Origin of the sequence: Pseudomonas sp. MWU12-2020, from assembly GCF_023100605.1 — a bacterium.
In the GTDB taxonomy this organism is placed as follows: Bacteria; Pseudomonadota; Gammaproteobacteria; order Pseudomonadales; family Pseudomonadaceae; genus Aquipseudomonas; species Aquipseudomonas fluorescens_H.
On record NZ_JALMEX010000017.1, the window covers coordinates 37332 to 50149 of the forward strand.

A 12818-nucleotide genomic window follows, 5' to 3' on the forward strand; every position below is an offset into this window, starting at 1 on the left:
TTCGCTTCTCCCCCCCCGCTCGGCCCTTCCTCGGCCCGGCATACACTCGGACAATGCTATGAAACTCATCAAAAGATTTTGGTGGGTCGGTTTACTGTTGGTCTTTTCCCTGCCGGTATTCGCCGACAGCGTGACTTACCAGACCATCAGTGAGGCCGCCCAAAAGAACAATGATATGTCGCGCCAGGCATTGGTGATGATCTTCGGCGACGTAGTGTTGAATCCATTCAACGTTTCGAGGCCAACACTAATCGGGTCGATATTTGCCACGATCAATGGCGTACTCAGCTCGGTGGCCCTGATCTGGTTCCTTTCCATCACAGTTAAAAACGTGGTGAAGGCAGGCCACCAGGGACAGGTTTTTAACGGAGGGCGATCAGCCCTCTGGCCGATAATGACCTTCGCGGGATTTATCACCTTGGTGCCCACGGGCTCTGGCTGGTCGATTTCGCAGTTGGTCATGCTGTGGGCAACATCGGTGATGGGCGTCGGCAGCGCCAATCTGCTCACCGATGGTTCGGTAGACAAGATGAACGAAGGGTACTCCATGGTTACCCAGCCGACTGCTCCGGCAACGCGTTCGGCCGCGCGTGGAATCTTCGAGATGAACCTGTGTAAATACGCCGTCAATAGCGAGCTGCAATCGCTGTATGCCGACGGAGTGGCCAACACCCCGATGATGACCACGAAAGGTGGGAGTGGTGAGTACAGCACGGGCAATGGCAGTGCCGTGTGTGGTACCGCGAAAACTCCGAATACGGGGCGAACCGGTGTATGGAACCTCATGTTTGACAGCGACGTTGACACTCAGGGGGTCATTGCTGCGCAGAAGCAAGGTCTGGACAACATGCAGACGACCTTGGACAGGGCCGCCCAGCATTTCGTCGAGACGTACCTGAGCAAACGGGATGACGATACTGGCTCCTTTCAGGACGCAGAGACTGAGATTCAGAATGCAGCGGCCGATTATGAGGACACGGTTAACCAGGCGCTGCACCGAATTGACTTCAAGGACACGCTGCAGAGTCAGCTATCCAACCAAATAAAAAGCTGTGGATGGGTGTGCTTGGGGAGCTGGTACCACACATTTGCGACTGCCAATAGCAAAACCAATGACGTGGCCAGCTCGGTTCCTGTTGTCACGGGCATGAGCGGATCAGGCGAAACGGGAACTGGTGATCTTTATAACCAGGTTTTTGCTGCCTACCGTTCGCAAGTGCTGAATAGTCCGTACACAGCTCCTCTCGGTACCCAAACAGCGAAGGATGATGGTGCTGCAGCAACGGCAGTCGATCCTAATGCGGTGTTCGTGAGCGTTTTCAGGTCGCCGATGCAGTGGCTCACAAGTCTGATCGCGACCGGCAAAATCGGTACTGACGCAGACTTCTCCAACCAGGTGAATCCGCTGATCAAAATGCAGGAGATCGGTGACGCCACCTTGTTGACGACCGAAACCCTGACTGTTGCTTACGCAGGAACTTGGGCGGCTGCGTCTATTGCCAGCAATTCCGGGCTGGGGACTGTGACCCGGGTGTTTGCAGTGGACACTGGCGCAGTGGTCAAGGATGTTATGAGCGCAATGTCGCCGCTGTTCTATTTCATCATGTTCATGCTGATGGCCATCGGGTTCTCACTGGCGGTATACCTTCCGGCAGTGCCGTTCATTTTCTGGATGGGTGGCGTTTTCAACTGGATTGTCAGTGTGTTGGTGGGTTGTGCGGCCGGGCCTATGTGGGCTGCAACCCATTTGGGTGCTGAAGAGGACAAAGGCAGTCGCAGCGCGTACGGCTACATCTTTTTGATCGACATGATGCTGCGACCATCGCTGATGGTTCTCGGCTTTTTCTTCGCAGCTGTATCAGTGATCGCCGGCGGCACAATTCTCAATTTGATGTTCGCTCCAGCGTTGGCCAACGCGAATGCTGATTCCATGGTCGGCCTTTTCAAATCGATTGGCTGGCTGATGATCTACGCTCGGCTTTCAACGTTTGGGACCACACGTTTGTTCGGTTTACAGGGAACGCTGCCCGATTACGTCATTACGTTCCTGGGCGGCCGTGACGGTGCAAACCTGATGGGGGGTATGGTCGATAACGTCAAAGGAATGTTCGCGGCAGCAGGTGCCGGCGCACAGCGTGCACCGGGTGTACGTACCAGCCAACGCAATCCGAACGCGACAGGGGATGGTGTTCAGTAATTTCCGATCATCGGCATAGCTGTCAACATTGTTGACAGCTATGCTTCGGATGTGGCTAATTGGCCACTACTGAAGAGGAGCGGCAATCGATGAAGCCTGACGCTCGTCATCACAATCCTGATCCGCGGTATTTACGTGGGTTACTCGATAAGGCAGGGATCAGCCGCAGTGAAGCGGCAAGGTTGATCGGCATGTCGCGAACGGGTTTCAACCATTATTTGCGTGATGAGTCTGAGCCGCTGTACCGAGAAGCCAGTTATCCAGTGCAATTTGCTCTTGAATGTCTTGCTGAAGCAGAGGCTTCAATAGAATCCATTCCTCAAGGAGGAAATCATGGTGAAACGTCATAAGACCGCCAAGGAAACATTGGCCTGGCTCGTAAAAATGGGCTACGCGCTCTGTTTCCCGATCCTGTTATTGATAGGGGGCATTTTGCTTTATGCCCTCAACTCGACCCGGCCAGAGGCCAGAATCGAGGGGCTGCCTTTGCTTACGGTTCTCGTGTGGGCAGCGATCCTTGGGCCGGTTGGACTCTTCGGCTATCGGCTCGTCGTACGCCGGCGGCTTATCCGTAACATCACGGCCGCCCTGCGCACCAAGGAGCATTTCGCTCCGGATGATGCCCATGAGGTGTATCACGATGGTGAGGGCAAGTACCTGGGTATCGACATTCACAATGGCACGATTCTGTATGTGCATAAGGTCCGCAACGGTGCCGTCGACGTGGTGGCCATGAACATGAGCGACTGGATTAGCAGCGAGGTTGACAATGACGGGCAAAAATTCAGCTTGCTAACCAAGCTGCCGGAGCTGCCGCGAATCGAAATCGTGACGCCTTGGGCACAACGTTTTCACGATACCCTGGGCGCCATGGCAGTCAGAAAGATCGGAACAGCGAACGCGTTCTCGAGCTATGTATCCGTCCAGCGGGAGCGCCTTGAGCGTGATTTTGAAATCCAGATCCCACGCTTTGCCTAACCACCGCATCACTTGATCGTCAACAGCCGCTGTTGGCACTGATCGTCGCTCAATTCCCCTGAAGCATTTCCTTGCACACCGACCCATCTGGGTCGGTGTGTTTTTTTGTGGGACAAAAACATGCAAAACAGACTGCCGCAATCCAGCCCGGAGAGTGAACAAGGGCTGTTATTACTCATGGTGTGCGCCTTCGCATTCTTATGTTGGTTGTTCTTCGATTCCTTCGTTTATGGAACAAGCTGGGTCCTGTATTGGCTGTGGATGCTGGTGGATTTCCCCAGGATCCACGTCTGGGCCGGCACGAAGATCAATCTCTTGGCCAACCTCGCAAACCATGCCAAGGAAGTGACCTTCTACGAGTGGCTGGAGGTGATGAATCAGACGTCCGGGATATTGATGATTTTCCTGATCCCGATTGTTTTTTTCAGTGCATTGGTCCTGGGTCAACATCCGATGCTGCCATTCCGCAGTCGGCGCTTCGTCAATATTCATACACTTCCAAAAATTGTCAGTGCTTTCGCGCCGGCGGTGATACCGGTTATGGCGGCTTCAGGTCCTGACGGGCTAATGAACGATACCTCGCCCGAGAATGCTTGGGGTCAATGGCCTGAGGAGCTCGCGGAGCAGGACAACCTGGTCAAACGCCAGGTACTTGATCGAGAGGCTGCCCGGGCTTCGTTTGAAGCGCAAATAGGCCGGCCTCACGCCGGCCGTGAGGGCTGGGAACCTCATGAGCGGGCCTTGCTCGCAGTCTTTGGTGCGCAGGTATTTTTGAATGACCGTAAAGCCGCGCTTCGGCTGCTCGATGACCTGAACAGATCCTGCCTTATCAAGGGATTTCTAGGGCGTAAGCAAGGCGTTCGACCGCCACGTTATTCACTGGCCAACAAGCTTTTTGCACGAGTGGCGAACTCGGATGGATTTTCCGAGTTGCTTGAGATCCACGGGTACGTGCGTACAGCGCTTGTTGGCCTTTACGGCCGTGACCTGCGGTTGCCGCCGGCGAAATACCGTTGGCTGAAAGGTGTCGATCGCACGCTGTGGTATGCCTTGCACACTGCAGATACGGCAAAAGTCTATCCCGAGGGCACCGGTGTGGTTGCTCAAGCTCGAGCAGAAAGCCGTGCGCGAGAGCTTTCGTTGCCGCGCCCAGGGTTGCTTGTGACGAAAGCGATCGATGGGCTTCAGTCTGAGCTCGAGGGCATCGGTGAAGTTTTTCCGCTGGAAATCAAAGCGCCTCGACTGCGTGAGGTTGCGATGGAAGCTGTCGTGACAGCCGTGTATTCCACGGATGAACCACCCGTCACCGACGACGCCTAGGCCGCAGTTCTCTTCAAATCAAAAATTCACAGCCGGTGAATCCCCAAATTTTTGGGCGGCCTCCGTGCGCTTGTATATCCATATTCCGAGGCAATCCCATGACTTCACATTCCACGTTTGCGGTATCGGTAGATAGCACCCAGTTAGTCATCGCTGAGCTCACGAATGGCGAGCCCCGGATGCTGGGCGTGCTTGATCGGCGAATGAAACCGTCGTTCTACATCGAAAACGATGTTGTTGTGTGCCGCGATCATCAGGGCAAGGAGTTCACGCTCGAAACAACAGCCGGCCGCGCACACGAGTTACTCGCCCAGCTGGTGCCCGCCAAACTGAATAAACGCTTCATCCGCAGCAGCGTGGCGCACTGGACGCTGCGCGTGGCAATTGTCGGCGGGCTGATTATCACGGGTTACCTCGCAGCGCTGAGCAAGGATGACATCCACGACAAAGCCGTCGCGGACGCAGGTTTCACAACGTCGGCTAAAGCGTTATCGCCCGGAAACAATTCGCGTGCACTTGCTCCTGTTCCCGGGGTGCAAAAAGACGTTGAGTGGAAGGTGCCGGCATCGGTACCGACAGCGATGGGTAAAGCAGCAGCGACCAAACTTTTTTCGGTGGACTACTCCAGCGGTCATGCGCGAACCCTCTACGTCTTCGCAGATCCAGCCTGCCCCAACTGTCAACGTTTAGAGCCCCTGCTGAAGGCCGCTTCGAATACGGTCAACGTCGTGGTTTTCCCTGTGGCTGTGATTGGGAAGGAGAAATCAATCGCATCCATCACGCCGGTGCTTTGTTTGCCGCCAGAACTGCGTAAGGCGGCATGGGAAGGACTGTTCGATATAGGTCGTGACGGGTTGACGCTCGGTAAAGCAGGTGCCGTGAACGACACGGAAATTGGCGCTAGCGCGTGTGCTGATGGGGAGCGAGCCCTGGGCATTAATGAGGTGGCCTACAAGGCCTATCGCATCCCGGGAACCCCGTGGGTGATCGCAGATGACGGTCGTCACGTAAAACAGTCGTTGTTGGGGGATCCGGCCAGGCTAGATGCGTTTCTGAACGGGGAGGATGCGAGTGATGCAGCAGAATGATTACGCGGTTGACCGCGAGCGAATAAACCGGCGGATCTATCACTCTGCGCTAGGCGAGCTGCTGATGGGGCCGGGGAGCCTGGCCTTGGGCATGCTGGCTGCAGTAGTGACGGGGTTCATGTACCCGGTCAGTATCTGGCTTACAGTTCCGGCGCTGGCGGTATGGGCTCCTGCCCTACTCCTTGAACCGTGGCAGATGCCGATGCGAATGCCGTCTGATATGGACCGACTTGACCCGTCAACGCAGCGCCTCGTGCCCGGCAAACTGTTTGGGTTTTTGCCGATCGCGAAAATGCGTATCAGCATGGAAAAAGCCGAGGGGATTTTGTATCTGGGCTTTCTCCGCCTCCGTGATGCTGGTCGCGAGTTATGGTTGTCGATGGATGACCTCTGTCGTCACATTTTGATGTTTGCAACTACCGGCGGCGGCAAGACCGAAACCCTCCTTGGGTTTGTGGCTGGCCAGCTTTCATACGCAAAAGGTCTAATTTTTTCCGACGGAAAAGCCCAGAACGACGTTCATATCGCGGTCGCATCGTTGGCTAGACGTTACGGCCGCGAGGACGATCTGCGCGTAATGAACTTCATCACCGGCGGTCGATCGCGTGCGCAGGATCTTTTGGATAACAACAAAAGACGGCCTCAAACGAACACCGTTCAGGCATTTGGAGTTGCCGAGGAAACCTACATCATCAACCTTATGGACTCGATGCTTCCAGCCGCCGGTAATGATGGTGGCTGGCAGGAAAAGGCGCGAGGTATGAACTCGGCTCTGGTGAGCGCCCTGGTCTATAAGTGCCGGCGGGAAGGAACAGTCTTGTCGCAACGCACAATTCAGGCGCACCTGCCGCTGCGTGCAATGGCAAAACTCTACATCCAGTCGGTGCAGGAGCAATGGCATGAAGAAGCGCGGCTGCCGCTTCAAAACTATCTCGGCACTTTGGCGGGCTTCGATTTAGCGAAGGTTGACTCGCCTTCGGAATGGGCCCCGGAGGCGCTGAATCAGCACGGTTATCTGATCCAGCAATTCAACAAAATGCTGGCCATGTTCAACGACACCTATGGCCATGTTTTCGCACGTGACGCCGGCGATATCGATATTCGTGATGTGGTGCACAACGACCGGATTCTCACAGTCCTGATTCCAGCACTGGAGATATCCGCAACCGAGGCTACGACGTTGGGCCGGCTTTATGTTTCGCAAACTGCAATGGTCCTGAGCCAGGATCTTGGCGAGAAGATTGAGGGAAAACCAGAAGACATCATGGTGATCCGGAAGTACAAGGATCGATTCCCGTTTCTCTGGATTTGCGATGAAGTCGGCCCAATTTACACCGAGAAACTTGGCGAAGCTGCTACTCAAATCCGTTCGCTTGGCTATTGCCTCCTATTGGCGGGTCAGGAGGCTCAGCGTCTCAAGTCAGCGGCCGGCGATAAGGTCTGGACGTTGATCGCTAACATGGGTACCAGGATCACAGGGAAAATCATGGATCCCAAGGACACGTTGGAGATCCTGCAGTTGATGGCCGGCAAAGAGGTTTTACCGGAAATGAGTGGAATGGTCCGCCAAGAGGGGATGTTTGGTGGGACCTGGGCTGATTCAGGCACGCTTAATCTCCGTGATCAGCAGCGAGTTACTGTGGAAGAGGTACAGCAACTGCAGGAGGGCGAACACATCACCTTGCACAAGGGCAAGGTGATTCGAGGCAGCTCGCTCTACATCAAGGATATCGACAAACACTCCCGGGAAACCATCCGCATTAACCGCTTCATCGAAGTTCAGCCGCCAAGCCTTGAGATGCTGCTGGCTCAGGCGCCGCTGAAGGTCCGACGTTCTTACCCAAGGGCAGAGAATATTCAGCAGATCCTGCGGACATTGGACACGGAACCGGGGCGGTCGGACCTGAGCAATCTGGTATTAACCGACCCGCTGCTAGCAACGCTGAACGAACTGGATCAGGAATGGCGTTACATCTGGCGCCGGCGCCCCGGGGCGGCGGTACGCAGCACCTTGCTTTGGCATACCGCCTTGTCCATGTTGCCAAAGCGCGGCGCAGGGTACAAAGCACGTACTCGTACTGCGCGATCATTGACCGTTAGCCGCAAGCGTCTCGATGGCTATCAAATGCAACACGTTGCAACGACACAACCGATGTCGCCTTGGGTGCCGGATGTTCGGGAGCCGTCATCGCGCTATAGCGCTGCGCCTGCCCGGCCGCCCCGAATGGTCATGCTGCCAGCTGAGCTACCTGGCCCTATGACAAGCAATGAGCTCGAGCCGCCGGCCGACCTGTGGGACTAAGCAGGCGAGCCAATTCGTTTAACAACAATCATGATTTGTCGATCGGCAACACTCGATAGCTTCGTGGCTATCGAGTCGCCTTCCCCCTGTCCGCTCACACCAAATGCCTTGGAGTTCTCAATGGGTGTTATCACCTCTAAACGTTGCGTGGGAGAGTCCCCGCCTGGTTACGGGTCACGTCGTGCCTACTCACTTGTAGGTCCTGATTTCAAAGGACCGTGCTGTCTGCACTATGAGCTGAACGGCAAGCAAACGAAGGTAGGGTTTACTACTTATCAGCAAGCATTAACTGCAGCTACGATGGCAATCTTTTCCCTTGATGACAATTTTCAGCAGGTGATCATCAAGGCTTATACGGAGCCTGGTCTTTGCCATATCTACCCAAGTGCCAAGGCATGGCTAGCCCATCACTGCCGGGAATCTGCAGCTGATGCGGCAGTAAGGGCATAGCCCGAGGCTGCTGTTCCCTCCCCCAGTTATCCCATGGCGGATGCCCACCAAGGCATCCATCGCCGGTTACACGAAAACCTATTTTCCTGCACGGCAATGCCCGCAAAAGCGCGTCGAATGAGCTTTGCATTTGCATGAATTTGCATTTTCATGCATCGAGGCTTATCGTTACAGGATGATTTCAGGTTGAGGTGCGAGGCCATGGACCTTTCAGCGATGCGCGTTAAGTTTGAACAAGGTGAGTTGAGGGCGGCTGTTGCTGTCCCGGTCGCTATGGAAAACGATGCGTGGCTGTTAATGGTTGTATGCACCAATGGCTCAAACGAATTTATGACCGTCGCGCGATCGGACAGGCAGAAGGTTTACAAAAGCCTTGAGGCCGTCCACGCCGATGCTGAGCGTGTTGGCTTTGCAGAAATGAAAATTAGGTTCTCAGGGGGGAATCTGAAAGTGGCGTAACAAATCGTAAAAACCAAAAAGCCCGGCTGGTAACCGGGCTTTTGGTAACTCATGAACAGGTTTCTCTTTCGACGGGGAAAACCTGCTCTTCACTCTCATTGGTGAGCTGATTATGGAGCGCGCTGCGGATTCTTGCAAGCCGCAGAAAGTCAACATAATTAGCTTTCCGCCGTACGGCGTTCAAAATGGAATTGACTCTAAAAGCTGGTAGCGTGTCCGATCTGGACAGGAACACCCGCCACAATGGCAAATCTGCTGCCACCTACTCCCCTTCCGATCGTTTCTTTGAAAGCGACACAGCGCTAAACCGTGTCTTACAAGAAGCCCCTTTTTACCCACGCTGCAGCGATGACAAAACCGCGGCGCTGACTCGCCCTCGCGAACTCGCACTCCGTTACCCCTACATGCAGATCAACCGTCCAGGGATGGTGTCGTGGTTGATTTTTGACCTCGATCACACCAACTCTCTGGCTTGGGATGACGCGGGCCTGCCTGCTCCCAACCTGGTTGTTCGCAACAGGAATAATGGTCACTCGCACCTCTATTACGCGATCGCTCCTGTCTGCACGACAGAAAATGCTCGAGCCAAGCCGATCAAGTACATGAAGGCCGTCTACGCAGCTTTTGCTGCCCGCTTGAATGCCGATAAGGATTACAACAGCGGTCCGGTTGCGAAAACGCCAGGCCACCCGTGGTGGGCAACAACCGAATTTCATAATCACGTCTACGACCTGGGCGAACTGGCGGATTGTGTTGAATTGACCGTCACCCCGTGGCGCAAAGTCCCGCAGATCGATGAGATCCCAGACTCTCGGCACTGCATCCTGTTTGAACAGCTCCGGTACTTCGCCTACAGCATCGTCAACCGCGAGAGAGATCGAGGTTCGTATCTGTCATTCACGGCCGCGCTCGAGGCCTTCGCGTACAACCATAACAATTTCATCAGTCATGGGTTCTCTCAGAACCTGCTGCTGTCCTCGTTGAGGGCAACAGTCAAATCGGTGGCTCGCTGGACTTGGGAAAAGTACCAAGGTGACAGCACCTGCCACCGTGGCGTTATGCAGCTCGACAAAAATCTTCCACTGGAGGAGCGGCAGCGCCTGGCAGCCAAGCGCACGCATGCGCTGCGTGATAAAGCCACCGAATCGAAAATCCGAGCCGCGTGTCGTCACCTGCAGGCGAAAGGCGAGAAGTTGCGCCAGGCAGCCATTGCAGCGATCGCCGGCGTGACACGTCAGACGGTGGCCAGCTACAGACACATCCTTAAAGAAGCAGATGGTAGCGCTGTAGTCGCCGTTCTGGACGTGGGCACTGACCGGGCCACTCCTAAGCAAGGTCCTGATTCCGCGCCTCGATTGGAGGCTGCGAGCGCTGCGGCAAAAAATGTTAATTACGGTGTACATCAGGTACCTGCCCCATGCCTGAAAGGCATAGGGCAGTGCTTCGAAAAGAAAGAAGATGAAAGGCCTTCATCATCCCCAGGGAGTGATCGGCACACTGATGCTTCATCACCTAAACCTGATACTGCTGGAACGTAGATGGATGCCTTCACGAGCTTGAAATCTGCTGATGCGCAGCACTCATGCTGTCCCAGATTTCAATGTGAGCCGCGCTTCTATCGAGTCTGAACGTTGGTTCTTTACCACCCCTCCCCCCATCAGTTCGGCTTTTTGTCTATTTTTTATGATAATTCCGGAATTAGTGTTTTTTTATGATGATTTAGGAATTACAATGGGCTCGCCAATTAAGGATGGTGAATCCATGACTGATGACAACAATGCTGTAGATGATCTGGTGAATTTCGTCGACTTCAACACTGTGTATTACACACCTGCCTTTGCTGCTGGGTGCCTTGGTCTAACTACCCGGCGTCTGGCGGATATTGAAGCTGAAAATGGTCTCGATATTCGCCGGATTCAAAGCGGGACTTCGTCGCGCCGTACCTATACCGCTGAGGATATTTTCGAAATATCAGCGTTGCGCCGCGCGCTCGGGCATGTCAAAGGCATCGGGCGGCAGATAGTCGTGTCTACGTTCGTTCCGAAAGGTGGCACAGGCAAGACAAATACCGCTGTCAGCCTGGCGATTGTTGGACAGATGGCGGGGCTGAAAACCTTGATCATTGACAACGATCCTCAAGGCGATTCGTCGAGCATGCTCGGTTACGATCCTGATCTCGATCCGGATGACTTGATGGAAATGGGCATTCCAGCTGACAGACTTGTTGATGGACACCTCGGGAATCTAATCAGCCCCCTCCTCCGCATGCGACCATTTGAAGCCAAAACCTTGGATCAGGTGATCAAAAAACCGTTCGGCGAAAAGGGTGTTCACCTGATTCCAGCCGACAGTTCCTTAGAGGACCTGGGTTTTGCCTTGGATGCTTCAAACAATTCTGACATGTGGTACATGAAATGGATTGACGACGCGGCATCTGGAAAAATTCCCGGCTGTGACCTTTCAGGTTATGACCTGATTATTTTTGATAACGCACCGTCTGGATCTCGCCTGACGAAAAACTCAGTCGCTGCCAGCGAGTTGCTACTTTGCCCAGTTCGAATGGATAAGTTCTCATTCCGAGCCCTCATTCGCCTGCATGACTGGTGTGCCAGATTTGCCAAAGAGTACAGCTACTCTCCTGTCATTTCCGCAATTCCCACGATGTTCAAACGTAATCGGACTCGCCTGCTGAACAACCTCGTTCGCCTTAACGGGTTGTTCCCGAAAGGGGTTACAGAGGAGAAAATTTATTTTTCCGAAGACTACGAAAAAGCCTTGGATGAAGGTGTTCCTTTAATGCTTTGGAAGGGTGCAAACAAGGACACGCTAAAAACTGCAAGGACGGTTTACGGTGAGATTCTTGATCGAATTCGGAGCTTGGCGAAAGCTGAGTAATGTGTTGCTAGTAGCAACAGCGATTGTCGCCGGCAGGGTGTTGCTACTAGCAACACTTGAGGTCGTGAGAAGTGTTGCTAGTAGCAACGCAAACAGAAAGTGAGGCTGCAGATGAAATCTACCGACTTCCCAGGTAATCCAAACACGAAAGTAATGCCAGGACTCAGATCACCTGAATCCATACCTGAGCCACAAGTTTCGCGTGTGACTGCGAGGGCAGCGATGCTTGCTGGACTCAATCAAACCGCTGAAGACGATCAGGTAGCGCCTGCGCCGGCTCTGGCTCCACTTACGGGGGACTGGATCAGTGCAGAACGGACACTTGAAGAGGTCCCGGTCAGCGAGATCGTCAAGTCGCCCTATCAGCCGCGACTATATTTTGACGAGAAAAGCATTGAAGAGTTGGCCACTTCCATTCAGACCATTGGTCTGGGTAAACCGATTATCGTTCGGCGTTTGCCGAATGGTAAGTTGGAGTTGGTCGGAGGGGAGCGGCGCTGGCGTGCGGTGCAGTTGAACGGAAGTGAAACCATACTTTCGGTCATTCAGAACATGTCGGATAGCTTCGCTATGATCCTCGCCCTGACTGACAACGGCGGAGAGGACTTAACCGATTACGAGTACGCCCGTCAGTACCACTTGATTCTGAAGGACAAGAAGGAAAAGAGTCAGCGGGCACTCGCGCGCCGCTTGGGGATTAACGTTTCGATTGTGAATCGTTGCCTAACATTGATGCAGTTGCCAGAACAGGTCAGGGCCATTCTGGATGGCAATCCGAAACTGATCACCAGTAATTATGCAAAGAGATTTGTAGACCACGCCGATGCTCATCCAGCAATTGTGGAAAAAGCCGTGCTGGCAATGGCTGAATCGGGTGGCACACAAGAATCAGCACTACGGCAGATTGAGAAAGAAATTGCTGCACTGAATAAGCGACCGGAACCGCCAAAAAATGAGAGCAGGGCGGTTAAAGGCATTGGCACCATCAAAGTGACTGGTACCCGCCTTGAGTTCAAGTGTGACAAAGGTATTGATGTTCAGCGCCTGGGAACTAAGTTCGAAGAATTTCTGCGTGCGCTTGATCTGGACGCGGTACGTCTTGAAGAAGAGTAATCAAACATACCTGCGT

Annotated in this window: 11 protein-coding genes; all 11 read left to right on the top strand. The window is 54.0% G+C overall.

Annotated features, from left to right (window positions below):
- Nucleotides 1-58: 58 nt before the first annotated feature.
- The 11 genes from M0814_RS26775 to M0814_RS26825 all read left to right on the top strand — a co-directional run bounded on the left by M0814_RS26775 (nt 59) and on the right by M0814_RS26825 (nt 12802).
- Nucleotides 59-2197: a DotA/TraY family protein gene (locus M0814_RS26775; RefSeq protein ID WP_103486664.1), complete on the top strand. Its 2139-nt coding sequence runs from the start codon at nt 59-61 to the stop codon at nt 2195-2197.
- 89 nt (nt 2198-2286) lie between these two features.
- Nucleotides 2287-2547, top strand: a complete 261-nt coding sequence (locus M0814_RS26780; RefSeq protein WP_103486665.1) for a helix-turn-helix transcriptional regulator — start codon at nt 2287-2289, stop codon at nt 2545-2547.
- Complete coding sequence (gene excA, locus M0814_RS26785; protein WP_112997874.1) at nt 2531-3175, top strand: plasmid IncI1-type surface exclusion protein ExcA; 645 nt, start codon at nt 2531-2533, stop codon at nt 3173-3175. The genes M0814_RS26780 and excA overlap by 17 nt, the downstream gene beginning before the upstream one ends.
- A gap of 120 nt (nt 3176-3295) precedes the next feature.
- On the top strand, nt 3296-4495 hold the full coding sequence (locus M0814_RS26790) for a conjugal transfer protein (RefSeq protein WP_103486723.1): 1200 nt from the start codon (nt 3296-3298) through the stop codon (nt 4493-4495).
- A gap of 98 nt (nt 4496-4593) precedes the next feature.
- Nucleotides 4594-5583 (top strand): thioredoxin fold domain-containing protein, encoded by a 990-nt coding sequence (locus tag M0814_RS26795; RefSeq protein WP_103486724.1) that lies wholly within the window; start codon nt 4594-4596, stop codon nt 5581-5583.
- The gene (gene trbC / locus M0814_RS26800) at nt 5570-7885 is read left to right on the top strand and encodes an F-type conjugative transfer protein TrbC (protein ID WP_247868546.1); all 2316 of its coding nucleotides are present in this window, start codon (nt 5570-5572) and stop codon (nt 7883-7885) included. The genes M0814_RS26795 and trbC overlap by 14 nt, the downstream gene beginning before the upstream one ends.
- A gap of 120 nt (nt 7886-8005) precedes the next feature.
- Complete coding sequence (locus M0814_RS26805; RefSeq protein ID WP_146774726.1) at nt 8006-8335, top strand: hypothetical protein; 330 nt, start codon at nt 8006-8008, stop codon at nt 8333-8335.
- 201 nt (nt 8336-8536) lie between these two features.
- Nucleotides 8537-8794, top strand: a complete 258-nt coding sequence (locus M0814_RS26810) for a plasmid replication protein RepB (protein WP_247868548.1) — start codon at nt 8537-8539, stop codon at nt 8792-8794.
- Nucleotides 8795-8979: 185 nt separating this feature from the next.
- Nucleotides 8980-10332: a replication initiation protein gene (locus M0814_RS26815; RefSeq protein ID WP_103486304.1), complete on the top strand. Its 1353-nt coding sequence runs from the start codon at nt 8980-8982 to the stop codon at nt 10330-10332.
- 223 nt (nt 10333-10555) lie between these two features.
- Nucleotides 10556-11689 carry a ParA family protein gene (locus M0814_RS26820; protein WP_103486303.1) on the top strand — a complete coding sequence of 378 codons (1134 nt, stop codon included), beginning with the start codon at nt 10556-10558 and terminating at the stop codon, nt 11687-11689.
- 111 nt (nt 11690-11800) lie between these two features.
- Entirely contained in the window at nt 11801-12802 is a 1002-nt protein-coding gene (locus tag M0814_RS26825; RefSeq protein WP_103486302.1) for a ParB/RepB/Spo0J family partition protein, read from the top strand.
- Nucleotides 12803-12818: the final 16 nt, after the last annotated feature.

Excerpts from the sequence above, each read along its gene's own strand:
- M0814_RS26775 (WP_103486664.1), top strand. The coding sequence starts at position 59 with ATGAAACTCATCAAAAGATTTTGGTGGGTCGGTTTACTGTTGGTCTTT.
- M0814_RS26780 (WP_103486665.1), top strand. The coding sequence starts at position 2,287 with ATGAAGCCTGACGCTCGTCATCACAATCCTGATCCGCGGTATTTACGT.
- excA (WP_112997874.1), top strand. The coding sequence starts at position 2,531 with ATGGTGAAACGTCATAAGACCGCCAAGGAAACATTGGCCTGGCTCGTA.
- M0814_RS26790 (WP_103486723.1), top strand. The coding sequence starts at position 3,296 with ATGCAAAACAGACTGCCGCAATCCAGCCCGGAGAGTGAACAAGGGCTG.
- M0814_RS26795 (WP_103486724.1), top strand. The coding sequence starts at position 4,594 with ATGACTTCACATTCCACGTTTGCGGTATCGGTAGATAGCACCCAGTTA.
- trbC (WP_247868546.1), top strand. The coding sequence starts at position 5,570 with ATGCAGCAGAATGATTACGCGGTTGACCGCGAGCGAATAAACCGGCGG.
- M0814_RS26805 (WP_146774726.1), top strand. The coding sequence starts at position 8,006 with ATGGGTGTTATCACCTCTAAACGTTGCGTGGGAGAGTCCCCGCCTGGT.
- M0814_RS26810 (WP_247868548.1), top strand. The coding sequence starts at position 8,537 with ATGGACCTTTCAGCGATGCGCGTTAAGTTTGAACAAGGTGAGTTGAGG.
- M0814_RS26815 (WP_103486304.1), top strand. The coding sequence starts at position 8,980 with ATGGAATTGACTCTAAAAGCTGGTAGCGTGTCCGATCTGGACAGGAAC.
- M0814_RS26820 (WP_103486303.1), top strand. The coding sequence starts at position 10,556 with ATGACTGATGACAACAATGCTGTAGATGATCTGGTGAATTTCGTCGAC.
- M0814_RS26825 (WP_103486302.1), top strand. The coding sequence starts at position 11,801 with ATGAAATCTACCGACTTCCCAGGTAATCCAAACACGAAAGTAATGCCA.